This is a genomic window from Caballeronia sp. dw_276 (genome assembly GCF_018449635.1).
Lineage (GTDB): Bacteria > Pseudomonadota > Gammaproteobacteria > Burkholderiales > Burkholderiaceae > Caballeronia.
This window is the reverse complement of sequence record NZ_JAAVUV010000005.1, coordinates 291,192-316,660: the sequence shown is the minus strand read 5'-3', so window position 1 is coordinate 316,660 and position 25,469 is coordinate 291,192. Positions and strand designations below refer to the sequence as shown.

General features: G+C 59.0%; 19 protein-coding genes and 2 tRNA genes. 12 read left to right on the top strand and 9 right to left on the bottom strand.

Going from position 1 to position 25,469, the window contains the following annotated elements; genetic code table 11:
• The first annotated feature begins 81 nt into the window (after positions 1-81).
• Positions 82-2,802: an alpha-ketoglutarate dehydrogenase gene (mdeB, locus tag HB633_RS12765; RefSeq protein ID WP_213778458.1), complete on the top strand. Its 2,721-nt coding sequence runs from the start codon at positions 82-84 to the stop codon at positions 2,800-2,802.
• Positions 2,803-2,820: 18 nt separating this feature from the next.
• On the opposite strand, the gene HB633_RS12760 is transcribed toward mdeB, so the two are convergent.
• Together HB633_RS12760 and HB633_RS12755 are read right to left on the bottom strand one after the other, a co-directional pair.
• Entirely contained in the window at positions 2,821-3,279 is a 459-nt protein-coding gene (locus HB633_RS12760) for a septal ring lytic transglycosylase RlpA family protein (protein WP_346730310.1), read from the bottom strand.
• Positions 3,280-3,601: 322 nt separating this feature from the next.
• Positions 3,602-4,351, bottom strand: coding sequence for a sulfite exporter TauE/SafE family protein (locus tag HB633_RS12755; RefSeq protein ID WP_213778456.1), 750 nt, complete (start codon positions 4,349-4,351; stop codon positions 3,602-3,604).
• Positions 4,352-4,472: 121 nt separating this feature from the next.
• Between HB633_RS12755 and HB633_RS12750 the strand changes: the two genes are divergently transcribed.
• Entirely contained in the window at positions 4,473-5,375 is a 903-nt protein-coding gene (locus tag HB633_RS12750) for a LysR substrate-binding domain-containing protein (protein WP_213778455.1), read from the top strand.
• Here HB633_RS12750 and HB633_RS12745 read toward each other — a convergent pair.
• On the bottom strand, positions 5,354-6,451 hold the full coding sequence (locus tag HB633_RS12745) for a DNA alkylation repair protein (RefSeq protein ID WP_213778454.1): 1,098 nt from the start codon (positions 6,449-6,451) through the stop codon (positions 5,354-5,356). The genes HB633_RS12750 and HB633_RS12745 overlap by 22 nt on opposite strands.
• A 328-nt stretch (positions 6,452-6,779) precedes the next feature.
• On the opposite strand from HB633_RS12745, the gene HB633_RS12740 reads away from it, so the two are divergent.
• The gene (locus HB633_RS12740) at positions 6,780-8,321 is read left to right on the top strand and encodes a methyl-accepting chemotaxis protein (RefSeq protein WP_213778453.1); all 1,542 of its coding nucleotides are present in this window, start codon (positions 6,780-6,782) and stop codon (positions 8,319-8,321) included.
• A gap of 20 nt (positions 8,322-8,341) precedes the next feature.
• Here the strand turns inward: HB633_RS12740 and HB633_RS12735 are convergent, their stop codons facing one another.
• From HB633_RS12735 to HB633_RS12720, 4 genes are all read right to left on the bottom strand, one after another.
• On the bottom strand, positions 8,342-9,028 hold the full coding sequence (locus HB633_RS12735; RefSeq protein WP_255580898.1) for a cation diffusion facilitator family transporter: 687 nt from the start codon (positions 9,026-9,028) through the stop codon (positions 8,342-8,344).
• Between the two features lie 170 nt (positions 9,029-9,198).
• A tRNA-Leu gene (locus tag HB633_RS12730) sits at positions 9,199-9,283 on the bottom strand.
• 92 nt (positions 9,284-9,375) lie between these two features.
• Positions 9,376-10,443 carry an alanine racemase gene (gene alr, locus HB633_RS12725; RefSeq protein WP_213778451.1) on the bottom strand — a complete coding sequence of 356 codons (1,068 nt, stop codon included), beginning with the start codon at positions 10,441-10,443 and terminating at the stop codon, positions 9,376-9,378.
• A gap of 335 nt (positions 10,444-10,778) precedes the next feature.
• Positions 10,779-10,863, bottom strand: a tRNA-Leu gene (locus HB633_RS12720).
• 319 nt (positions 10,864-11,182) lie between these two features.
• Between HB633_RS12720 and rnr the strand changes: the two genes are divergently transcribed.
• From rnr to HB633_RS12680, 8 genes are all read left to right on the top strand, one after another.
• The gene (gene rnr, locus HB633_RS12715) at positions 11,183-13,690 is read left to right on the top strand and encodes a ribonuclease R (protein WP_213778450.1); all 2,508 of its coding nucleotides are present in this window, start codon (positions 11,183-11,185) and stop codon (positions 13,688-13,690) included.
• Between the two features lie 124 nt (positions 13,691-13,814).
• Positions 13,815-14,558 carry a 23S rRNA (guanosine(2251)-2'-O)-methyltransferase RlmB gene (gene rlmB, locus HB633_RS12710; RefSeq protein WP_056364043.1) on the top strand — a complete coding sequence of 248 codons (744 nt, stop codon included), beginning with the start codon at positions 13,815-13,817 and terminating at the stop codon, positions 14,556-14,558.
• Positions 14,559-14,676: 118 nt separating this feature from the next.
• Positions 14,677-16,071: an ATP-binding protein gene (locus tag HB633_RS12705; protein WP_213778449.1), complete on the top strand. Its 1,395-nt coding sequence runs from the start codon at positions 14,677-14,679 to the stop codon at positions 16,069-16,071.
• Positions 16,064-16,642 (top strand): HNH endonuclease, encoded by a 579-nt coding sequence (locus tag HB633_RS12700; RefSeq protein WP_213778448.1) that lies wholly within the window; start codon positions 16,064-16,066, stop codon positions 16,640-16,642. Before HB633_RS12705 ends, HB633_RS12700 begins: the two co-directional genes overlap by 8 nt.
• A gap of 138 nt (positions 16,643-16,780) precedes the next feature.
• A complete protein-coding gene (locus HB633_RS12695) occupies positions 16,781-17,602 on the top strand; it encodes an N-acetylmuramoyl-L-alanine amidase (RefSeq protein ID WP_213778447.1) in 822 nt (273 codons plus the stop codon).
• Positions 17,603-17,617: 15 nt separating this feature from the next.
• Entirely contained in the window at positions 17,618-18,010 is a 393-nt protein-coding gene (locus tag HB633_RS12690; RefSeq protein ID WP_213778446.1) for a SirB2 family protein, read from the top strand.
• A gap of 45 nt (positions 18,011-18,055) precedes the next feature.
• Positions 18,056-18,751, top strand: a complete 696-nt coding sequence (rpiA, locus tag HB633_RS12685; protein ID WP_213778445.1) for a ribose-5-phosphate isomerase RpiA — start codon at positions 18,056-18,058, stop codon at positions 18,749-18,751.
• Positions 18,752-19,055: 304 nt separating this feature from the next.
• Complete coding sequence (locus HB633_RS12680) at positions 19,056-19,292, top strand: hypothetical protein (protein WP_213778444.1); 237 nt, start codon at positions 19,056-19,058, stop codon at positions 19,290-19,292.
• A gap of 78 nt (positions 19,293-19,370) precedes the next feature.
• On the opposite strand, the gene HB633_RS12675 is transcribed toward HB633_RS12680, so the two are convergent.
• Positions 19,371-20,750, bottom strand: coding sequence for a glycosyltransferase family 4 protein (locus HB633_RS12675; protein WP_213778443.1), 1,380 nt, complete (start codon positions 20,748-20,750; stop codon positions 19,371-19,373).
• A gap of 207 nt (positions 20,751-20,957) precedes the next feature.
• On the opposite strand from HB633_RS12675, the gene HB633_RS12670 reads away from it, so the two are divergent.
• Entirely contained in the window at positions 20,958-22,130 is a 1,173-nt protein-coding gene (locus tag HB633_RS12670; protein ID WP_213778442.1) for a glycosyltransferase family 4 protein, read from the top strand.
• 913 nt (positions 22,131-23,043) lie between these two features.
• Here the strand turns inward: HB633_RS12670 and HB633_RS12665 are convergent.
• A complete protein-coding gene (locus tag HB633_RS12665) occupies positions 23,044-25,440 on the bottom strand; it encodes a polysaccharide biosynthesis tyrosine autokinase (protein WP_213778441.1) in 2,397 nt (798 codons plus the stop codon).
• Positions 25,441-25,469 lie beyond the last annotated feature (29 nt).

Below are 25,469 nucleotides of genomic sequence, written 5' to 3'. Positions count from 1 at the left end.
TCAGAGGCACATTCTGCGCGTCGATAGCTAAGCTGTAGTGATAAGCAGCGGACTTGTCCCTATCGAACGCGGAGCCTCGCCATGACCGATTTATCCAGCGGAACCGAACATATCCTCTCAATCTCGAAAGGCCGGGAAGATAGCGATCCCGCCGAAACCGCCGAATGGCTGGAGGCGCTTGACGCGGTCACGGAACATGTCGGCCGCGACCGCGCGCAGTATTTGTATGATCGGCTCGCGGAGCACGCGTTGTCGCTGGGGATCGAGTCGTCGCGCGCACGGGTCACGCCTTATGCGAACAGCATCCCGCTCGCCGAGCAGCCGCGTTATCCGGGCAATCTGGAGATCGAAGAGAAGCTCGCCGCCGCGCTGCGCTGGAACGCGCTCGCCATGGTCGTGCGCGCGAACAAGGCATACGGCGAACTCGGCGGCCACATCGCGAGTTATGCATCAGCGGCGGATCTGTTCGAAGTCGGCTTCAACCATTTCTTTCGCGCGGCCGCGCCCGATGCCGGCGAAGGAACGGGCGGCGATCTCGTGTACTTCCAGCCGCATTCATCGCCCGGCGTTTATGCGCGTGCCTACCTCGAAGGTTTCTTGAGCGAAGAGCATCTCGAGCATTATCGGCAGGAAATTGCGGGGCCCGGATTGTGTTCGTACCCGCATCCATGGCTCATGCCGGACTTCTGGCAGTTTCCGACCGGTTCCATGGGCATCGGCCCGATCAACTCGATTTACCAAGCGCGTTTCATGCGCTATCTGCACAACCGTGGTCTCGCCAAAACGCAGGACAGGAAGGTGTGGGGCTTCTTCGGCGATGGAGAAATGGACGAGCCCGAATCGATCGGCGCATTGTCACTCGCCGCGCGCGAGCAGCTCGATAACCTCGTGTTCGTGATCAACTGCAACCTGCAGCGGCTCGATGGTCCCGTGCGCAGCAACGGGCGCATTATCGATGAACTCGAAGCGCAGTTTATTGGCGCGGGCTGGAACGTGATCAAGGTGCTGTGGGGATCGGACTGGGACGCGCTGTTTGCTCGTGACCAGACGAATGCGTTGTTGCGCGCGTTCGCGCATACCGTCGACGGTCAGTTCCAGACCTTTTCCGCAAACGATGGCGCTTACAACCGCGAACGTTTCTTCGGGCAGAACCCGGAGCTTGCCGCGCTGGCGTCGCATTTAAGCGATGAAGACATCGACCGCCTGCGCCGCGGCGGCCACGACGTGCGCAAGCTTCACGCGGCGTATGCGAAGGCGCTTGGGCACAAGGGCCAGCCGACGGTGATCCTCGCCAAGACCATGAAGGGCTTCGGCATGGGCACATCGGGCCAGGGCCGCATGACGACGCATCAGCAAAAAAAGCTCGGCTTCGATGACCTCAAGGCGTTCCGCGATCGTTTCCGTTTGCCGCTCTCTGACGCGGACGTCGAGGCCGTGAAGTTCTACAAGCCCGCCGATAACACCCCCGAAATGCAATATCTCCATGCACGGCGTGCATCGCTTGGCGGCTATTTGCCGAGGCGGCGCAGGGTTGCGTCGAAGGGACTGGTGGTGCCTTCCATATCCAGCTGGGGCCAGTTTGCGCTCGATGCCGGGGGCAAGGAAATGTCGACCACCATGGCGATCGTGCGAATGTTCGGCAGCCTGATGAAAGACGCGTCGATCGGTTCGCGCGTGGTGCCGGTCGTCGCCGATGAAGCCCGTACCTTCGGCATGGCGAACATGTTCCGGCAGGTCGGCATTTATTCGCCGCTGGGTCAGTTGTACGAGCCGGAAGACCTCGGTTCCATGCTCTATTACCGCGAGGACACGAAGGGGCAGATTCTGGAGGAGGGCATTTCGGAAGCGGGCGCAATGTCGTCGTGGATTGCCGCCGCGACTTCCTACAGCGTGCACGACCTGCCGATGCTGCCGTTTTATATCTACTACTCCATGTTCGGCTTTCAGCGCATCGGCGACATCATCTGGGCAGCTGCCGATCAGCGCGCGCGTGGCTTCCTGATCGGCGCGACGGCGGGCAAGACGACGCTTGGCGGCGAGGGGCTGCAGCATCAGGATGGCAGCAGCCATCTGGTGGCATCGACGATTCCGAATTGCCGTGCCTACGATCCCGCGTTTGCGTACGAACTCGCGGCGATCGTCGATGAAGGCATGCGCGAAATGGTCGAGCGCCAGCACGACGTGTTCTATTACATCACGGCGATGAACGAGAACTACGCGCAGCCATCGGTGCCCGGAGGCGATCTCGCACTCGTGCGCGACGGCATTCTCAAAGGCATGTATCCGCTCGAGACGAAACCGGATGAATCGGCGCAAGTGCAGTTGCTCGGCGCGGGCGCGATACTGGGTGAAGTGATCGCGGCGCAGCGCATGTTGAGCGAGGATTGGGGTATCGGTGCAGCGGTGTGGAGCGTGACGAGCTTCACTGAGTTGCAACGCGATGGAATGGCCGCCGAGCGGCTGGCGCGGCTTGGAGAAGATGCTCCGGCGCCATACGTGAGCACCGCGCTGGGCGCGTCACGCGGTCCGGTGATTGCCGCGACCGATTACGTGCGTGCCGTGCCCGAACTGATCCGTGCATATGTGCCGCGGCGTTACGTGGCGCTTGGCACGGATGGTTTCGGCCGTAGCGATACGCGGCAGGCGCTGCGCGAATTCTTCGAGGTCGATCGTGCGTCGATTGTGATTGCGGCGCTCAAGGCGCTTGCCGATGAGGGCGAGATCGAGATGTCCGTTGTGCGCGCGGCTTCGCAAAAATATGGGAAAGCGGGGAAGGATTCTGCGGCGCCCTGGCAACGATAACCGGAAGATCCCGCAAGCTTACTGGCTTCCAGTGGCGCCCGTGCCCGGCTTCACGCTGCCGTCGGCTTGGGGGACTTCCACCGGCTTGACTTCGACGGGCGCGGTGCCGTTTTCTTTCAGGCCGAGTTTATCCGCGGTCTTGGGCGACACGTCGACGATTCGATTCTTGACGTACGGACCGCGATCCTTGATTTCGACCTCCTCGGTCTTGCCGTTTTCAAGGTTCGTGACCCGCGCCTTGGTGCCGAGCGGCAAGGTTTTGCTTGCGGCGACATTGGACTGCGGATCCATGGGCGTCCCGTCGGCCATCTTCTTCGAGTAAAACTTTGGGCCGTAGTACGAGGCCGCGCCCTTGCGCGTCTTGCCCGTTCGGTCGAGATTTTTATGATAGGCGCCCTTTGCGCTTGCCCCGCTGGCAGCGGCCGGCGCCGCTTTCTGCGCGTAAAGCGCGGTACTCAGGCAGGACGACAGGATCACGATCGGCAATAGTCGAAGCCTGTGTTTTCGCTGGGGCTTCGAACGGGTGGCACGAAAATCATTATCCATTTGCCGCTCGTCCTTTGCGTGTGCAGGGTGTTGAAAAGACTGCCACGCCAGGCCGGGATGTATGTGCGGTATCGAACAGAGGTGTGTTGATCGGAAGGGCGCTTCGTATGCGGCCGCCGCAGCTACCGGCGCCGGTCGAACAGCGCACGAAGATTGACAGCGAGGCTCGCCAGAATCGCCAGGGCGCCGAGTGTTTCGAGTAGTGGAGACAACATCGCGTCGGATCTCCTCGTGATTCAATGGTCCCTCAGCGCTAGAAAAATCGCCGTAGAAGCAACTGAAGACCGAGCGCGAGCAGGCAGATAAAAAACCATCTGCGAAAGCTTGCAGGACTGATGCGCTCGCGAACACTCTGCCCGATCCACATGCCAAGCAACGCAGGAATGACAGCAAGCAGCGAACGGTTGATGTCGCCAATTGCGAACGCATTTTCGCGCGCGAGACCTATGGCAAGCGCCACCGTCGATACCGTAAATGATAGGCCGAGCGCCTGGACCAGTTCCTCTTTTTTGAGGCCGAGTGCCTGCAGGTAGGGCACCGCGGGTACGACGAATACGCCCGTCCCGCCGGTAATGAAGCCGGTGACGATACCAATCAAGGGCGAGAGCCGGCGCTCATATTGCGGCGGCACTGAAAACCGCCACGCCAGCAATCCGGACACGGCATAGAGTGTCAGCGCAGCGCCTAACCCGGTCACTGCCCAGGCTCCGCCGCTTCCTGCAATGAACGACGCGGCGAAGACGGTACCAACAACAATCCCGGCCATCATCCACCAGAAACGCTTGACCAGCGCGACCACGCCCGGTCCTGCAAGGAGCTGCCATACGTTCGTGATCAAGGACGGCAAGATCAACAACGACGCCGCCTGGGCCGGCAACATCAGCGTGCCGAGCACGCCCATCGCGACGGTCGGCAGGCCCATGCCCGTGACGCCCTTGACGGTGCCAGCGATCAAAAACGTAAACGAAACTATTGCGATGTGCGCTGCAGCAAGAGAGTTCATCGGCTGGCCGGAAGGGATCAATCGACGTCATTCTGCCGCGATCGCCACGGATCACAATGCGGATGATATGTACTCTGCCTTAGGGTATAACTAAGGCTGATCCATCCGACCTATCTAGCCGATGCGCTTCGATCTCATCGATTTACGCCTCTTTCTCTACGTCCTGGAAACGGGCAGCATCACGCACGGTGCGGCGCAGGCGAACATGTCGTTGCCATCCGCAAGCGCGCGCCTGCGAGGCATGGAAGAGGCGCTTGGCATGCCGCTGCTCGAGCGCGGACGGCGCGGCGTGGAAACCACTCCGGCAGGAGATACGCTCGCGCACCACGCGCGTTTGGTTCTCGGGCAAATCGAGCGCATGCAGGGCGAACTCGGCGAACATTCGCAGGCGCGCAAGACGCGCATCCGCTTATGGGCGAATACCGCCGCGGTCGCTGAATTCCTGCCTCGCCCGCTCGCTGAATTCCTTCGCGATCATCCGAATGTTCACATCGACATGAAGGAGCGGCAGAGCGCTGAAACCGTCAAGGCGGTGCTCAACGGGTCGGCGGAAATCGGCATCGTGGCGGACGCCGTGGAGCATGGCGCGTTGCAGGCGTTCCCGTTCGCGACCGACAAGCTCGTGCTGATCGTCGCTCGCAATCACGCGCTGAGCGCCCGGCGAAAGGTCGCGCTGAGGGACGTGGTCGGCGAGGATTTTATCGGCCTGAGTGCGGGCAGCGCGCTCTCGGAATATCTCGGTGAGCAGGCGTTGTTCGCGGGGCAGAATTTCTATTTTCGTGCGCGCATGAGGACCTTCGAAAACATCTGCTGCATGGTGGAACACGGCGCCGGAATCGCGATCGTTCCGGTGACTGCTGCGCGGCGTTATCGCGGCACGCTGGGCGTTCGCGTGGTGGAATTGACCGATCGATGGGCGCCGCGCCAGCTTTTGATCGTCGTGCGCGATCTGGACGCGCTGCAACGGCCCGAAAGGGCGCTGGTCGATGGCCTGATCCAGGTTCAACAAGTCAAATCGAAATAACCCTTCGCCAGGCATACGCCATTCACGAGAATCTCCACGTCATGCCGCCCGGCGTAATGCACGCGCGTGGTGAAGTCGCGAATGTTCTGCGCGCGTTCGATTAAAACGCGCTGGCCGCCATCGAGCGTCAGTTCCTTCAGCTTGAAAACTTTCGCTGCGGTCACGCCGGACTTTTTTACGTAATGCATCCGGTAGTCGATTACGAGGCGCTGGCTTTCAGCACTTTTCGATGCAAGATCGAATGACAACTTGATGCGTTCTCCCAGCGCGACCCGGGACGGCGAAACGGTAAATTTGCTGAGCCTGACATCGGGCGCCCCCCCCGCACCGATCAACGCCAACGCGCTGCCGTTTCCCTCCTTGATCAGCGAACGCAACGCGCGTTTCGCGATCCACGCGGTGTGCGCATTATCGATGGGCCACGTCTTCAGCCGATCCAGCACCCACTCGGGATGAACCTTGGTCACATCGTTGAGATGGTTGGCGACCGACTTGCGCACATAAAGGCTCGGGTCCGCGCGCAGGTTTTCGAGTATCGGCGCGGCGAGCGCGGGATCGGCCATGATTGCGTCGAGCCGGAACGACCACGGCAGGCGGGGACGGGAACCCTCGCTTGCAAGCCGGCGTACGTGATCGCTTTCGTCGCGCGACCAGACCTTCATGATGGCAAGTGCTCGCTTCAGATCGCGGCACAGGAACTCGCGAACGGCAAACTCGGATGAGCCAAATCCCGTGAAGTACTTGAGCGCGTCCATCGAAAGTTCAAAATCGTCCTGACCGTACTGCCCAACGTAATCGGGAAGAACCAGCGTCGAAAATCCCTGCTGCATACGTGGCGCGAGCGCGCGAAGAACATCGAGCGCCTGGCTGAAATCTTCGGGAAGCGTTGCGTGGAGCGCGTGCGTCATGCGGCGGAGCCGCTGCATCAGGCTCAGGCTTTCCAGGTCCGCGAGCGCGAGTTTCAGGAAGCGGCGTGTATCGAATGACGGATAGACCGCCTTGACGTCTCGTGCGGCGAGGCGAAAGCGGGCTTCGTTGAAGATTTCCTTGAGCGCGGGGTTTTCGGTGACCGTCATCGTTTTCGATTTTTCAGGGAAGTGGGACCGCAAAGCATAGCTGCAACGCCTGTCAGATTGTGTCGGGAGACGCGAGCCGTGCCTCAAGTATGGCGGTGGATCGCCGTTAACACTGGCGTCACCCTACGCACGCTCCTATCCCGCCCCCGATCACTCGACAATTTTTCCCGCGAACTGGTTTCGCATTTCACGCTTCATAAAAATGCATCGCGTTGCGCTCGCAGCAACGAATCGCGTTCATCGGCTGCGTTTCAGGGGTCCATTGATCGGAAGGCCGGGATGCACGCGGACAACATCGAATATCTCGTCTTGATGAGTCGTCAAAAAAATGCTTAAGAAGATAAGTGTCTCAACCGGCCTGCTGGTCGTGCTCGCCGTGTTCTGCCTGTTTCAGGTCGTGACCGAAGGCATCGGCTTCTGGTCCCTCACATCCACTCATGCCGATGTCAGCAATCTTTCCGATATCGCGCTCAAACAGGTCAACTCCGTCAACGAAACCACCCAACGCCTGATGGATGCCCGTATCAACCTGTCGCGCGCGGGCACGCGCATGGTTCGCGGCGGCACGGAGCCGGTCGAAATCGTCCAGCACGCACGCGAACAACTCTCACTCGCCGACAAATCGTTCAGCGCGTTCCTCAACGCACCGAAAACCGGCGACGAAAACCAGGCGCGCGCCGCCGCGTTGCAGGAGAAATTCAAGGCATATCATGGTGCGCTGACCGAGCTTGCCCAGTTTCTCGATAGCAACAACATCCAGGCTTTCCTCGATCAACCCACGCAGGGTTTCCAGGATCGCTACCTCGCCGAACAACGGACTTTCGCCAATTTCAGCGATGCCGCAAGCCAGTCGTATCTCGATTCCATCGATGCACGCCTGAACCTGTTCCGCGGTGTCGGACTGGCGATTTTCGTGGCGTTGGTCGCAGGCGTCGTACTGGTTCACATCGCATTGCGCCGGGGCGTGATCGCGCCGCTCGAGGAAGCGGGTCACCACTTCGAGCAGATCGCCGAGGGCAAGCTCGATGAGCGCATCGCGGACCGCGGCAGCAACGAGATCGGCCGTTTGTTCGCGAGCCTCGCCGCGATGCAGGCAAGCGTCGCGCATACCGTGAGGACCGTGCGCGAGTCGTCCGATTCCATCAACCTCGGCGCCGATGAGATTGCAACAGGCAACGCGGATCTTTCGGCGCGCACCGAGAACCAGGCCGCGTCGCTGGAAGAAACGGCATCGAGCATGGAGGAACTGACCGCGACCGTGCGTCAGAACGCCGATCACGCCCGCGATGCCAATAACCTCGCCGGCGATGCATTGACGGCGACATCGCGCGGCACCGGCGTGGTCGATCAGGTCGTGGAAAAGATGAGCAGCATCGCGAAGAGTTCGGACAAGATCGCGGAGATCATTTCGGTGATCGACGGCATCGCGTTCCAGACGAACATCCTCGCGTTGAACGCAGCGGTCGAGGCTGCGCGGGCGGGCGAGCAGGGCCGTGGCTTTGCGGTTGTCGCGAGCGAAGTGCGCGGCCTCGCGCAACGCAGCGCGCAATCGGCGAAAGAGATCAAGGCGCTGATCGGCGAATCGGTTTCGCAGGTCAACGATGGTTCCGCGCTCGCCGAACGCGCCGGCCAGGCCATGCGCGAAGTATCCACATCCATATCCCGCTTGACGCAAATGATGGCGGAGATCAGCGCGTCATCGCTTGAACAGAGTACGGGCATTGAGCAAGTGAATCAGGCGGTCGTCCAGATGGATGAAATGACTCAGCAGAACGCTGCGCTGGTGGAGCAGGCCGCCGCCGCAGCGACGTCGCTGCACGAGCAAACGCGTCACCTGAAAGCGGCGGTCGCCGTGTTCAGGATCGCCTGAGGCGCGCGTGAACCCGACGCCTATCTTCCGGTCGTCCCGGCGGCGGTTCGCGCGAAAGAATCCTTGAAGGTTTTCCAGCCGAGCGTCCAGCCCATGCGCGCGATCATCAAGCCGATGAGCGCCGCGGCGACGCGATCCGACATCGGCACGCCGGCCATGCTGCCGGCGATCCCGAGCACGGCAACACACGCCGATATCGCGTCGGAGCGCGCATGCCAGGCGCTCGCAACGAGAACGCTCGAGCGCGTGCGTTTGGCCACGCTCATGATGTATCGGAACAAGCCTTCCTTGGCGACGATCACGAACACCGCGACCACGAGCGCGGCTGCATGAACGGAGGGGCCGTTGCCCGTGTCGTTCAAGTGGCTGAGGCTCGTCCAGAGCGTTTCCATTCCGGTTGCGATCAGCAGGATGGAGATGAAGAGGGACCCGGCGGTTTCGTACCAGTCGGAGCCCTCAAATTCGAATCCCGCCCGGCGCTGCGCTGCCGCCGTACTCAGGCGCAGCACGATCAGCACCATGCCGTCGGCGCCGAGATCGGCGAGGGTATGGACGCCATCGGCGAGCAGGCCGTCGGAAAAAGCCATCCATCCGATGGCGATCTGCACCGTCATCAGCACCGCATTCAAAAGGACACTTGCCTGCGCTGCTCTGAAAGCCGAGGCAGCGTCGTGCTTTTTGCGGCCGTGCTCGGACGTCGACGACATCGTGGGGAGGGTTTTTGTGGTGATGCAGCACCGTAACCGCGTCGCGTGGCGAAGATATGACACCGACGATTTGTGCAGAGGCAGGTGAGCAAGCGCGGACGAAAAACAAAAAACCCCGTGAGCCAAAAGCATCACGGGGTTTCTTGATATTTCTTTACTACCTGAATCTTTGGTGCCCAAGAGAGGACTCGAACCTCCACACCTTGCGGCGCATGGACCTGAACCATGTGCGTCTACCAATTCCGCCACCTGGGCCAAGCGGTACAGCGAAGAATGCTATTTTAGCGAACCATCCCACGCTGTCAATGGGCGCGTGAGAAATAGCCGTTCATCCACGCTTCGAAACCCTAAACGATACCCACGGGCACGCGGCGCGCGAGCCCGCACATCAGCTCATATCCGATGGTGCCCGCGCTGCTCGCAACGTCGTCTATGCGAATCTGGTCGCCCCACAATTCAACGCTCGATCCAACCCGCGCGGCGGGAACAGGCGTCAGGTCGACGGTCAGCATATCCATCGATATCCGGCCCACCAGGCGCGTCGTGACACCGTCCACTGCGACCGGCGTGCCGGTTGGCGCGTGCCTTGGATATCCGTCGGCATAACCGCACGCGACCACGCCGATGCGCATTGTATGAGGCGCGGTGAAGGTTCGCCCGTACCCGACGGTTTCACCCTCCTGCAGCGTCTGAATGCCGATCAATTCGCTACGCAAGGTCATGGAAGCCTGGAGCGGCACATCGGCGATATGTTTTGCCATGCCTGTTGGCGACGCGCCATACAACACGATCCCCGAGCGCACCCAGTCGCGATGCGTCTTCGGATGCCATAGCACCGCCGCTGAATTTGCAAGACAGCGTTGTCCCGGCATGCCGGCGGTGGCGGCATCGAAACGGTCCATTTGCCAGTCGACTTCGCCTTCGTCTGCATTCGCAAAGTGGTTCATCAGCGTGATCTCGCCGATATTCGTGCATTCGCGGGCGCGTTCCCAGGCCGCGCGAAACGCTTCCGGCGTGAAACCCAGGCGGTTCATGCCGGTGTTCATCTTGAGATAAATATCGATGGGCCGCGCCGGCTTGTGGCTCGACAGCAGCGCGAGTTGTTCATCGCAATGAACGGCGACGGTCAGCCGGTATCGATCGGCAATCTGGACGTCTTCCGCCGTGAAAATTCCTTCGAGCAGAAGAATCGGCTTGGCCCAGCCGAGTTCGCGTACGCGGACGGCTTCGTTCAGGTCGAGCAGGCCGATTCCGTCGGCTGTTTCCAGCCCCGGATAAATCCGTTCGATGCCATGACCATAGGCGTCCGCCTTCACCACGGCCCAGATGCGCGCGCCCGCAGCCCGGCGCTTGGCGAGTTCGAGATTGTGCCTGACGGCGTTCGGGTGAATTTCGGCGAAGATCGGGCGTGGCATGGCGGCGCAAAGTAGCGAGGGAAATTGACCGCCGGGCACAGGTCCTCGGCCGGACCAAGACAAGTCGGCCGGAATTGGATGCGCAAAGCAGCAGGAATTGACACTATCGTAACGACGTGCGAGTAGTTTTTGTTTTTGTATTAACGCGCTTCGGCAGTTGTATCGACTGATTCAGTGAGGCGACGTTATGTGCCTGGAGCGGAAGAAATCCGCGCCGGAAACGAAAAAGCCTTCCGGGTTAGGGAAGGCTTTTTGTGAACCAAGGCTGCTTTTGCGGAGCAGAAACTACGTTGCATCAACTTCTACTACGACCGCGAAGCCTTGATCCAGCTTGTTGGTGCCCAAGAGAGGACTCGAACCTCCACACCTTGCGGCGCATGGACCTGAACCATGTGCGTCTACCAATTCCGCCACCTGGGCAGTGTGCGTATGCAGCAAAGAACGCAATTATAGCCGGGCTTGTCGCGCTGTCAAGCATTTTGAGACCGAAAGCGAAACGGGGCTGCGAGCCATTGTCCATATGGCTTAAGCGCCGATATGGCCTCGTTTGCGGGTGTTAGAATGATTCGCAGACTATTCGTGAACGAACCGGAACAACGTTAAGCGCAACGTCCCGGCAGCGCGCCGGCCCATTGTTCGCCGGCCGGCATGTCTGGATGGAAGCCGCGAGCGTGTTGCCCGCGTGTTGCCCGATTAACCGCGACATTCAGTTAGACGAGAAGAGATCATCGATAAGCCCTTGAACAAATATCCGTATCCGATTCCGAGCCGCGAAGAAATTCTCGGCGTGTTGCGCACGAGCGAAGCGCCGCTTGCTGCGAATGACATCGCTGAAGCTCTGTCGATCAAGCGCCAGGAGCGCGAAGGATTTTTCAAGCGATTGGGAGCCATGGAGCGCGACGGCCAGGTCCGTCTCGACAAACGCGGCTACTACCAGCTCACGCATCCCTCGAATTTCGTGGCGGGCCGGGTTCAGGGCCATCGCGACGGTTTTGGCTTCCTGATTCGCGACGACGGCCAGGACGACCTGTTCCTGCCCAACGGCGAAATGCAGAAGGTCATGCACAACGACCGTGTGCTCGCGCGCATCGTCGGGTATGACCGGCGCGGGCGTCCGGAAGGCCATATTGTCGAAGTCACGGATCGCGCGAATAAACGCATCATCGGCAGGTTGATCAGCGAGAACGGTGCGCTGATTCTCGTGCCCGAAGACAAGCGTATCGGTCACGACATTCTGATCACGCAGAACCCGAAGAAAGCGAAAGTGGGGCAGGTGGTTTCGGTGGATCTCACCGATTTCCCGAGCCGTCACTCGCAGCCGCTTGGGCGCGTGGTCGAGGTGATTGGCGATATCGACGATCCGGGTATGGAGATCGAGATCGCGGTGCGCAAATACGGCGTCCCGCATGAATTCAGCGATCGCGCGCTGGAACAGGCATCGAAGCTGCCCGACGAAGTGCGCCCTGCTGACATTCGGCACCGCGTGGATTTGCGCGATGTGCCGCTCGTCACCATCGACGGTGAAGACGCGCGCGACTTCGACGACGCCGTGTACTGTGAACCAATGACCGTTGGGCGCGGCACAGGTTTTCGCCTGCTGGTTGCAATCGCCGACGTCTCGCATTACGTGCGCCCGAATGAAGCGCTTGATGTCGACGCGCTCGATCGCAGCACGTCGGTATATTTCCCGCGCCGCGTGATTCCAATGCTGCCGGAGAAGTTGTCCAACGGTTTGTGTTCGCTAAATCCGCAAGTGGACCGTTGCGTGCTCGTCTGCGACATGGTGATCACCGCGCGCGGCGAGATCAAGGCGTATCAGTTTTATCCGGCCGTGATGCATTCGGCGGCGCGGTTGACGTACACGGAAGTGGCTTCCGTCCTGACCAACACGAAGGGGCCGGAAGCTGCAAAGCGGGCTGACCTCTTGCCGCAATTGCAAAACCTTTATGGCGTGTACAAGTCGCTGCATGCGGCGCGTCAGAAGCGCGGCGCAATCGACTTCGATACAACCGAGACGTACATCGTATGTAATGCGCAAGGCAAGATCGAACAGATCGTGCCGCGTCATCGCAATGATGCGCATCGGTTGATCGAGGAGTGCATGCTGGCCGCGAATGTATGCGCCGCCGACTTCCTGAAGCGCAATAAGCACCCGGGTTTGTATCGCGTGCATGCCGGGCCTACGCCTGAGAAGCTTGAAAACTTGCGCGCGTTCTTGCGTGGCGTGGGGTTGTCGCTGGGCGGTGGCGAGAAGCCGCACGCAAGCGATTACGCGGCCCTCATGGCAATGGTTCGCGACAGGCCGGATGCGCAAATGCTGCAAAGCATGGTGCTGCGTTCCATGCAGCAAGCCGTGTACAGCCCGGACAATATCGGTCACTTTGGACTTGCATACGAAGCGTATGCGCACTTCACGAGCCCGATTCGCCGATACCCCGACTTGCTCACGCATCGCGCGATCTACGCCATCTTGCAGGGCAAGAAGTATCAGCCTGAAGTCGGTCACGACGTCACGCTCAGCACCGGTTTGACGAAAGCCGCGCGCGCCATGCAGAAGTCCGACGATGAATCGCGCAGCCGTCAGCGCAACAACGTCGCGATCTGGGAAGAACTCGGGCTGCATTGTTCATCGAATGAACGACGTGCCGACGAAGCCTCGCGTGATGTGGAAGCCTGGCTCAAGTGCTATTTCATGCGCGACAAGCTCGGCGAAGAGTACGGCGGCATGGTGAACGGCGTGACTACGTTCGGGATTTTCGTACAGCTGGATTCGTTGTTTATCGAAGGGCTGGTGCATATCACGGAGCTCGGCGCAGATTACTTCCAGTACGACGAGATCAAGAACGAATTGCGCGGCGAACGCACGGGCATTCGCTACCGCATGTCGGATCGCGTGCGTGTGCAGGTCAGCCGCGTTGATCTGGATTCGCGCAAGATCGACTTCCGTCTGGTGCGCGATACCCCCGTCAAGCCGCCCGGCCGTTCAACGGCGCCGGCTGCTGCCGTTGAGCATGCGGGCATCAATGGCGCCGGTCCGCGTGTGCGCTCATTGCCCGCCGACGAAGGCAGTAGCGTGAACAGCCGTCGGCGCGATCGCGGCGGCAAGAAGGCTGCCGCGCAAGCTGCGGGCAAGGCGGCGGCTGCTGCGTTGCCGCCGACCATCGCCAAGGATATGGCGGTGGCGAAGAAGCGCGGCGCTGTCACGAAGCCGGCGGCAAAAAGCCATCCGCCGCGCAAGAAGCGCTAAAAGAAGTGCTGAGGCGGCGCGGGTTTCATCCAGTGACGCCTCAGTTTGAAACGCGCGGCCCGATGCACGATGCATCCGGGCCGCGTTTCCATTTTGTTTTGTTTGAATACGGTCTGGTCCAGTCATGTCACGTCTTAAAGTTTTGTATGGTTTTCACGCGGTGACCGCACGGGTTCGCGCGGATGCATCGACGATCGAAGAGATCCTCTACGATCCGACCCGCAAGGACCGGCGCATGACGGATTTCCTGCGCACCGCGAAGGAAGCGGGCATTCGCCTGATCGCCGCCGATGAAGCGCGCCTTTGGGGCCTGTCCGGCAACGTGGGACATCAGGGCGTGGTTGCGCGCGCGTCCGACATGCCGTTGGCGCAGAACCTGGCGGAACTGCTCGACGGCGTGAGTGGCACGCCGTTGCTGCTCGTGCTCGATGGCGTGACCGACCCGCATAATCTCGGCGCCTGTCTGCGTGTCGCCGATGCCGCCGGCGCCCATGCCGTGATCGCGCCGCGCGATCGTTCGGCTGGGTTGAACGCAACGGCCGCGAAGGTTGCAAGCGGCGCGGCCGAAACCGTGCCGTACATCACGGTGACGAATCTGGCGCGTGCGTTGCGCGAGTTGAAAGATGCGGGCGTGTGGGTGATCGGCACGTCGGGCGACGCCACGGCGAGCGTCTACGAGACGAAGCTCGACGGTCCCGTGGCAATCGTGGTCGGCGCGGAAGGCGAGGGCATGCGCCGCCTGACCGGCGAAACCTGCGACGAGATCATGAAGATCCCGATGGCCGGCAGCGTCGAAAGTTTGAATGTATCGGTGGCGAGCGGGATCTGTCTGTTCGAAGCCGTGCGTCAGCGGTCGGTGAAGAAGTAAGTGTCTGTGGCGCAGTGGCTTGGTAACGGAGCGTCACAGTTTGTTCTAGAGAACACGTCCGATCCCGCGTCGCTACTATGCAGGCACGCGAATTCGATTGCAAAGATACGAGATCAAAATGCAAGAATTTCGACTCACGGCCGTCGCGCTAAAAGAAGTTGGCGTCTTCGATGATGTTCGAATTGATTTTCCTGTTAGCGCTTCGACGGAGTCGAAAACCCGGGCCGAAGTACATCTTTTTACTGGCCCCAATGGATGCGGAAAGAGCACCTTGTTGTATGCATTGGCTGAAATATTCGATAAGCCTTACAACGGTGAATCGCTCATCAAGCAGCGATATCGGTCGTCCATTAGCTCCGTCGCATTCTCGATCGAAGGCTGCTACGGACAATTTGGTGCTTCGTTTAGTCAAGTAGGACCACTTATTGAGACTGAGTTTGGTACGGCACATGCTTGGATAAAAGACCCAGGTAGCGGCACTTACTTCGCGCTTCCTCTGTGGGCACAGCCAACACAATTTGGTAGTCCCGATCAGCCGATGTCGCTAGGGTCGTTTAAAAATTTCCAAACAACGTATCTCCCGCTAGCATCACTTCAAGTGGAGAAAGTAAACTTCGCTGCATTTGCCTATTCTGGCCAAAGGACGCTGAGAGGGATGAGTGTGGGAGCGATTCAGCAAATCTCGAATTCACCTTTTGAAGATGCACTATCGTTTAGCGCCACAGTTCGCCCCCAAGTCTTGGTTCAGTGGATAGCAAATAACCGCACTCAGGCGGCTTTAGCCCGATCAGACGGTGAAGAAACCATTGCGGCGTCTTACGATCGAACGCTCGGCAAATTGACTGGCTTGATCAAGGACGTATGTGATCTAGATATTGATTTCCGTTTGCAACGGTCACCCTTGGCAGTCATTGCGTCGGTAAATGGATTTACAGTACCCTTTGATACGTTACCTGACGGACTTAAGTCGATTATTTCCTGGGTTGCAGATCTAACCATCCGACTCGAATCAGTGCCTTGGGCCATCGAGCGGGATATGTTTGAGCAAAACATTTCTCTCTTCTTGGATGAGATTGATGTTCACCTGCATCCCGCATGGCAGAGGCGGATCCTTCCAGCGATTCAAAAGATGTTGCCGAATGCACAGATTTTCGTGTCCACTCACTCTCCGTTCGTCGTCGCTTCCGTCGATGATGCGTGGGTGTACCGCTTGCCTGAAAAAGGCAGACAGGTGGGGCGATTGATTAAACCGATTCCATCTGGGGCAGGGAAAAGCTATCGTTTGATTTTGGATGAGGTGTTTGGTATTGACCAAGAATTTGATGTGGAAACTGAAGCGTTGTTTGACCGGTTTTACGCCGAACGCGACGCGTTCTTAAATAGCAAAAATGCAATTCCACTTCTTGGAAGCGCACAGGAGTTAGCTGAAAAGGGCGAAGAAGTTCGAGCAATTGTGGAAGCAGAACTTCGCCAGGCGGCCAAACGTGCGGGAGTCGAGGTGCGGCTTGCGTAAGCTTGTTAGGCCAGATTCGCCACGTTGTTTATCAATCAACGCTGCACAGTGGACCGAGGTTTATCTGGCACGTCGTCGTGAAATGCCTGCGGCTCGCTTCACATGGCGCGGCAGCAAATGCTACGCTTCGATGCGCGACGACCTTTTCAGAATGACCAGAGACCACTGCGCGTTTTGTGATGGTCCCGTTAATCTGGAAAGCCGCGCAACGGTCGAACATTTTCGTCCCAAGAGCACGTTTCCCGAACTTGCTTATACTTGGACGAACCTATTTCCGTGCTGTGATAAGTGCCAGCAGAATAAGGGCGAGCACTTCGATGATCGGCTGCTTAAACCGGATGAGGACCTTTATACGTTTGCGAAGTACTTCATCTGCAATTATCGGAACGGGGAGCTTGAGCCCGCCCCCGAAGGTGGGCAGCTTGACCGCGAGAGGGTTGTCGAGACAATTCGGATATACGACTTGAATTCGCCATTGAGGAAAGCTGCCCGCAGACGGGAGTGGGAGTTTTTTCAACGGCACGATGCTCCCGATATCGACGATTTTCACTATCGCTTCTTCCTGGAGTAACGGGTTGCGGAAAGCATGCTGCGCTAGTTGTTGCTTAGGGAGCTTAAGGCGCTTTTTGAGGGCAGTCGTATGATGCTGCATATCTGCCGTGATGAGCTCCTTGCTTTGACGCAGGTGAATTGGTACGCAACGCTTAGAATGCGCGCAGTTGCGGGCGGTGTGTTATTCGCGCTGCTGGCCGCCTGTTCCACCACTCAGATTGATCGCGGCGCATACATTGCCGATACGCGATATCACGCGCCCAGCGTCGATTCGCGCGTGCGGTTTCTCGTGATGCACTACACGCAAAGTGGCGAAGCGCGTTCGCTCGCGGTGCTGACCGGTGACGACGTTAGTGTTCATTACGTCGTGCCGGATGCGCCGCGCATCGAAAATGGCGAGCCCGTGGTGTATCAGCTCGTGCCCGAAACCGAGCGCGCTTGGCATGCGGGCAAAAGCGAGTGGCAAGGCACGACAGAGCTGAACGCGGCGTCCATTGGTATTGAGAACGTGAACGTCGGTCCCATCGATACTCCCCAGGGCCGCACTTGGGCGCCCTATCCGCCGGCTCAGGTCGATGCAATCGTGAAGCTCGCGAAGGACATCGTGACGCGCTACAAGATTCCGCCCACGCGCGTCGTAGGTCACAGCGATATCGCGCCGCAACGCAAGATCGATCCGGGACCGGCTTTCCCTTGGCGCACGCTTTACGCCAACGGCATAGGCGCATGGCCCGACGACGCAACTGTCGCTCAACATCTCGCTGGACGCGATCCGAAGTCCATGGCCGACGTCGCCGCGTTGCAGGACAAGCTTCATCGATACGGCTACGAAGTCGCAACCGACGGCGTGCTCGACGAAAAGACACGCAAGGTGATCGCTGCGTTCCAGATGCACTTCCGTCCCGCCAATTACGCCGGCGATCCCGATGCGGAAACGGACGCCATCGCCGCCGCCTTGCTCGACAAATACCTTCCTTAAAGGCTCATTACGCCCATGTCAGAACTTTTCCTGCCGCTACGCTCGGTGCACATGACGTGCGCGGCGCTCAGCATTCTCGGCTTCTTCATACGATGGATCTGGATGCTGCGCGACTCGCCGATGCTGCAAAAGCGCGCGGTGAAAGTGGTGCCGCATATCGTGGATACGCTGTTGCTGCTCAGCGCCATCACGCTCGTCGGGATCATTGGGTTTGGGCCGAACGCCGCGTGGCTTTCGGCGAAGATCGCGGGATTGGTCGTGTATATCGTGCTCGGGACGTTTGCACTGAAACGCGGCCGCACGAAAGGCGCGCGCGCGGTATTCGGCGTGCTGGCGATCATCGTGTTCGCGTTTATTGCGTCGGTGGCGCGCACGCATAATCCGCTCGGCTTCTTGATGCACGTCTGAGCGTCTAGAATTCAGGTTTATCCCTTATCGAGCTGTCACCCTGCCATGACCCAAGATGAATTGAAGCAACTGGTTGCCGCCGAAGCGGCCGCCTACGTCCACGCCAACGTGCCCGAAGGCGCGGTGATCGGAGTCGGCACGGGCACGACGGCAAACTGTTTTATCGATGCCATCGCGAGCACGAAGTCGCGGTATCGCGGGGCGGTATCGAGCTCGCTTGCAACCACCGCGCGGCTCGAAGCGCACGGCTTCCAGGTGCTCGAATTGAACGAAATCGAATCGTTGCCCGTGTATGTAGACGGCGCCGATGAAATCGATGCCCACGGCGCCATGATCAAGGGCGGCGGCGGGGCGCTGACGCGCGAGAAGATCGTGGCGTCGGTGGCGGACGTGTTTGTGTGTATTGCCGACGCCAGCAAACGCGTCGACGTGCTCGGCAATTTTCCGCTGCCCATCGAAGTCGTGCCGATGGCGCGTACTGCGATCGGGCGTCGCGTGATTGCACTGGGCGGCGTGCCGGTGCTGCGTGTGGATAAGGACGGCTCGCCGTTCATTACGGATAACGGCAATGAAATCATCGACGTGAAGGCGCTGAAGATCACCGACCCGATTGCGCTCGAAGCGATGGTCAATGGCTGGGCGGGCGTGGTCACGGTGGGTCTTTTCGCGGCGCGCGGTGCAAACGTCTGCTTGTTGGGAACGCCGAATGGTGTTGAACGGATCGATTACATCGCGCGTTGATGCGCGGTTGAATGCAAGGAAAGCTGCCTGAAGACGCGCGGAAAGCCTCAAAAGCTTGCCGCGCGTTTTTTTGTCCCCGCAACGTTCAATAATCTGTTTCGCTAAACTACATCCATAGTCAGATCAATCCGATGCGTGACGCATGGGCATTCATTCAAACTAGGTACGTCGCTGGAGCCGCTGCTCCAAGCCCGTCAATTTGAGTGAGCGCGAACGTCGTGTATGCGTTGGCATCCTTTGCAGTTGGATTTCACTTCTCGCGTGGGCGCGGCAATAAGGTCTTAACAATTACGGGAATGAAGCGATGCACAACAATCTTCGCAAGACACTCGACGCGTCCTATATCCGCCTTAGAAGCATGGAGCCGTCGCCTACCGCGTTCGCGGGCAACTATGCGTTGTGCCTGGGCGTGATCATGGGCGGACAAACCTGCAGGGGAATGACGCAGAAGGAAGCGGAAAGCGAACGCGCCTATCTGGCGATGCTCGCCGCAATGTACGAAATCAAGCTGGGCGTGCCCGGCAACTTCAGCGCTCGATAAAGCGCTTATCGACTGATCATGAAAATGGCCCGGCATGTATTCATGCCGGGCCATTTTTCCTTGTGTCTTCCGTCTTAACTATCTGGTTAACCTGGCTTCGCTAGCCGCTGTATTTTCGATAACGCCCGTTGTTTCAGGCACGCCGCTCCTGTGCGCAAGCGCTGCGATGTCAAACAGCACGCGTGTCATCTGTTGCAAATATCGGTCGATCGAGAAGTGTTGGCCCGCATCCGCGTGACCTTGCGCGGCGATACGTTTGGCGATTTCAGGCTCGCGCTTCAACGTGTTGATGGCAACGGCCAGCTTCGACGCATCGCCAGGTTCAATGATCATGCCGTTCTCGCCATGCCTCACGATCTCCGGCACCGCACCGCCATTGGACGCGATCACGGGCTTGCCGGCGGCCATTGCTTCTATGATTACGAGGCCGAAGGGCTCGGGTTGTATCGACGCATGAACGATCACGTCCATGGCCTTCATCCACGCTGCGACGTCGTGCTGGAAACCGGCGAAGTGCACGCGATCGGCGATGCCGAGCGTCTCGGCTTGTGTTCGCAGACTTTGCGCGTAGGCGGTCTCGCCAAAAAGCGCGTCGCCGACAAGAACCAGATGCGCGTCAGGCACGCGAGCAATTGCATCGAGTGCAACGTGCTGGCCTTTCCAGTGCGTGAAGCGGCCAAACAATCCGACGAGAAATGCATTGCGGGGAAGTCCCAACGCTTCCCGCCGATGCTCGATGACCGCGCTCGCCCGATCCGCGTCGTCACCGAAGCGCGTCATGTCGACGCCGTTATGAACGACGGGCACGGCGCTGCGCGGCAAGCCCGTGAGTTCGATCAACGCATCTGCGGACGCGCGTGAGTTTGCAACGACATGATCGACGCCGACCTTCACGGCCCATTTGATCAGCGTTAAATGCAGGCGGCCAAAATGTTCACGGGAAACGATGTCATGGACATGCCAGACCGTCGGCTTGCCGTGCAGCGCGCGGCCGAACGCGCCGAGGATCAGCGCCTTCTGCGTATTGAGGAACACCATATCGAACGGTTTTGCGCGCTCGGCGATCATGCGCACCTGACGCCAGATGCCGGGCAGGGCGGCAAGCGCCCCGAACTTCATGCGGTCTTTCTTGATGCCCTGAATGCGCGCGTCGGACTCGACCGATACCTTCACCCCTTCGGCATGAAGACGGTCACGAAAAGGACCGTCGGAGAGAAGAAGTACTTCGCTTTGCTGGGAGCATCGAACGGCAAGCGGCAGCAGGCAAATTTCAGCGCCGCCGAGCTGACCACTTTGATCGATGAAAAGAATCCTGGGTTCGCCCTGAACTTGCGAAGGTGCGGGTGCGTCTGCGCGCAGTGTGCTCCCGTCACGTGCGCCGGCCGCGGGCACCACGCCCTGATCACGCAGCAGCGTGTTGGCCGGAATCGATAAGCTGGCTGCGGTTTCTGTGGGCATCGGTGACAGGTATGAGCATTGAGCAAACCCGAGGCCGATTAACCCCGCGGCCATGGGTAAATGAATAGCGTGAAGACAACATGAACACAGCACTCATTATTCGCAATGCGATGCTTGTAGTGTGTGGGCGTGCGCACGAAACCATAAAAGGACTCTCTTTAAACTCGGTTCATCGGCAGCAATGGGCTGCGGCATACGGGTTTCATCATGAAAGTGGCTATTGTTCACGACTGGCTGGTGGTGTCGGGCGGCGCGGAGAAGGTGCTTGAGCAGATGATTGCGTGCTTTCCGCAGGCGGACATCTTCAGCCTCGTGGACTTTCTCAAAGACCGCTCGATCGTTCATAACAAGCCGGTCAAGACATCGTTTATCCAGCGGCTTCCGCATGCTGAAAAAAAATATCGCGGGTATTTGCCGTTAATGCCGCTTGCTATCGAACAATTTGATTTGTCGAGTTACGATCTCATTCTTTCAAGCTCGCACGCGGTGGCCAAGGGCGTATTGGTTGGTCCTGATCAGACGCATGTGAGCTATGTGCATTCGCCGATTCGATACGCGTGGGATTTGCAGCATCAATACTTGCGTGAAGCGCGCCTTGAGCGCGGACCGCGTTCGTGGGTCGCGCGCATGTTGCTGCATTACTTGCGCAATTGGGATGCGCGCTCGGCTAACGGCGTTGACCGGATCATTGCCAACTCGCAGTTTGTCGCGCGCCGGGTCATGAAAAGTTATCGACGTGAGTCAGCGGTCATTGCGCCGCCGGTCGACGTGCAGGCTTTTGAGGTTGGTAGCGAGAAGGGCGATTTTTATTTGACGGCTTCGCGCATGGTGCCTTACAAGCGCATCGATATGATTGTTGAAGCGTTTGCGTCGATGCCGGAGCGCAAGCTCGTTGTGATAGGCGACGGTCCGCAGATGGATTTGGTGCGGGCAAAGGCGACGCCGAACGTGAGCATTCTTGGTTATCAGACGTTCGATGTTTTAAAGGATCATATGCAGCGCGCAAAGGCATTCGTCTATGCGGCTGAAGAAGACTTCGGCATTGCCATTGTGGAAGCGCAGGCTTGTGGTACGCCCGTGATTGCGTTTGGCAAGGGTGGTGCGTTGGAGTCGGTCGTGCCGCTTGGCATGCCGGGGGCGACGGGGATTCATTTTTCTGAGCAGACGGCTGGGGCCCTGTGCGATGCAGTGGATCGGTTCGAGGATTCGCCACATGCGTTTTCGGCGCAGGCATGCCGGAAGAATGCAGAGCGCTTTAGCGCTGCGGATTTTCGTCGCAAGTTCATAGTTGAAGTGTTGAACACGATGGCGAAGGCTGATCCGACTTCCGACAGGGATGTATCGGCGATGGCCGCACCGGCGTTTGTTAAAGCGGCTTAGGGGTACGGGTGCGGTTGGGCCACGCTTAGGCCGTTGTTCTTTTGATAAGGTAAGTGGCACCGTTGCCTGCGCTTCAATAGCGTGGGCTTTTTTTCGTTTGTCAGTTTTTTGGGGGAGGCGTGGGGTCCTGCTTTTTAGGTCTTCGCGCGTTCTGTCTTAGCTGTTCTCTTTAGCACTGTTAGCCACTATGCGTGGCGGCACTTCATTTCTTTGTCCAACGGCGACAAAGAAACGAAGCAAAGAAAACGCCTCTCAACCGCTAATTCTTAAGTGTCCACAGCGTGCAGTGACAACGATTTGGTACCCCAAAAGCACGCTCGGCGCATAACCTCGTCCTGTTGAAACCCTCCCCCTCCGTCAAAGGCAACCCACACGCTTCGCCACCAGTGTGGGATTCCGTTAACCAGGCTTCCCCGCTGCGCGCGCTAGCGCCCAAACCGAGAGGTCGGTCGTACCGGTGAAGAAGTCTCGGATTCAAAATGCTTTGAATCCGTATGGGCTATTCCATTGTTATGCGTAGGCCAGGTTTCCGTGTTAACGGACTCCCACACTGGTGGCGAAGCGTGTGGGTATCCGTGTTCGGAGGGGGAGGGGTTCAACTGTCCGGCGTTATTCGCTGAGCGTGCTTTTGGGGTACCAAACCGTTGTCACTGCACGCTGGGGACACTTAAGAATTAGCGGTTGAGAGGCGTTTTCTTTGCTTCGTTTCTTTGTCGCCGTTGGACAAAGAAATGAAGTCCCGCCACGGACAGTGGCTAACAGTGCTAAAGAGAACAGCTAAGACAGAACGCGCAAAAGCCTAAGCAGCAACAACCCAGCATCGCCCAAGCCCTAAGCGCCGGCATTCCAAAACCCAAAAAAAATGCCCGCTTTCGCGGGCACCTGGGCTATTGGCGGGCCTTCCGCCCAACTCTTAATGCTTCACATCAACCGCAGCCGGATCGCTCGAATACGTATAAGCGTAAGCATAGTCATAAGTCCCCTTACGCCCGCCGCTTTTCGCCGGCATCGCATTCAACACGCCACCAACAATCCGGGCCCGCGCACGCTTGAGCTTCTTCAGCGCATCGGCGATATTCTTCTCCGAATGAGCGCCCGAACGCATGACGAGCACCGTTGATCCAGCCAGGCTAGCAATCACCGCAGCATCCGGCACAGCCAGCAACGGCGGCGTATCCACAATGACGAGATCGAATTGCTTCTCAAAAGCCTGCAGCAACGAAGCAAACCGGCTCGAGGTCAGGATCTCCGACGGATTCGGCGGATGCGCGCCCGAACCAATGAAGTGCAGCCCATTCACACCGGTCTCGCGCGCCGCCATCTCGAAGTCGGTCTGCCCGGTAAGCAGTTCGGTAAGACCACCATTCGATGACTTCCCAAGATAGTGAGCAAGACGTCCGCGACGCAAATCGGCATCGATCAGCAGTACGCGCTTGCCAGACTCGGCGAGCAACGCTGCAAGGTTCGCCGCGAGGAAGCTCTTGCCATCCCCAGGCGCCGGGCTCGTGATCGCAATCACGCGATTGGGTGCATCGACCAATGCAAATTGCAGCGTGGCGCGAAGTCCGCGAAGACCTTCAATCGATGTATCGAATGGATGCGTCGTGGAAAGCAAAGGCTGTTTGCCGCTGTTGGCCGCCGGCAGCACCGTGGCGTTCTGAAGCGCCATCGCGACAGGCGTCTTGGTGGAAAGCCCGAGCGTGGGTCCCATCGAATCACCGACGGTCTGCGTGCCGAGGCGCTTCATGCCACCCTTGGCTGAAGACGACGGCAGTGCCATCGGACGGTCAAGACGCACACGATCCAACCTCGCCTGTTCCGTACTGAAGGGAATCGCGCCGAAGATAGGCAAATTGAAACGGCGTTCAACGAGTTCCGGATCATCGACACCGGCGAAGAACGAGCGACGCACGAAGGCAAACACCACACCCGCAATCACGCCAAGCAAACCACCCGCAGCAATGATCAGGGCAGCTTTAGGCTTCACGGGTTGCGAGGGCACAAGCGCCATATCGATGATATGCACATTGCCCACCGTTCCCGCACGGCTGATCGAGAGTTCTTGCGTCTTGTTCAGCAGCGCAACGTAGATCTCCGAGTTGACCTTGGCTTCGCGTTGCAGCGATACAGCCTGACGCTCTGAACCTGGCAGCGTCTTGAACTGGTTATCGAAGCGCGATTTCTCGACGTTCAGCGCCGCCAGTTGTGCATCGACTGCACGGACTTCGTCGGCGCCTTCTGTAAAGCGTTGCAGCAACTGAACGCGTTGCATGCGCAGTGCGGCGATCTGACGTTCATAGTCGAGTCCGCCCGACAGATACGTCTGCGCTTCCTGCGTCGGCTGGAACGAACCGGCGGCCGTCTGGTACTGCGCCAATGCGGTTTCGCTCGCATGCAATTCGTCGCGCACTCGCGGCAGTTCGTTGTTCAGGAAAGTGAGCATGCGGTTCGCTTCTTCCTGCGCACGTTCTGTACGCTGCTTCAGGTATGAAGCGGCGATCGCGTTCGCGACCTGCGTGATGTAAAGGGGCTGCGAACCGCTGTACGAGATCTGAATGATGCCCGTGTCCTTACCCTTCTCGCCAACCTGCATGCCGGAACCGAACGCTTGCACGGCTTCGAGTTGCGAAGCACGCGTAACGTAGAACTCGGTGCCGGGGCGCGCTACGAGCTGGCTTACGAGCAAGGTAATGCCATTACCCTTCGCCATGTTGCCGGCGAGGCCCTGGAGCAGTTCGTGATTTTCGGCATCGAGCAATGCGTATCGGCCTTCACCCAACGCACGCAGCGTTAGGCGCTGGTCTTGCATCGCTGCCGGCACGGTGATCGAGTCCACCTTGAACTCTTCGCCACCCCACGCATAGGCATCGAGTCCAAACATGGCGGGCAGTGGATGTCCCCGGCGTGCGAACAACGGCGTAATGCGTCCGATAAACGGCATGACGTTGGACGCCGTGCCGAAGTTCAGGTTGAACTGATCGACAACAGGTTCGATCACCGCGCGGCTTTTGATGATCTCGATCTCGGAGTCCGCATGCAGCGATCCGCCAGTCGGCGCCAGCGCCGCGGAGAGCGAACCCTGGTTGGTGCTCGACGAACCCGTGTTCGGCGTGTCGACTTGCACGAGGGCATCGGCGGAATAAATCGGCGTCGACATCTTCGCGTACAGCACGGCAGCCAGCAAGATGCCGAGCGCAATGCCCAGCACCCACCAGATCTGGTCCGTGATCATCCGCACGAGGTCGCGCAAGACGAACTCGTCGTCCTTGGCTTGCGCGGGCGAATGCTCCAGCATTTCATAAGTACTCATGTCGCACTCCAGGCGTAACACGTGACACG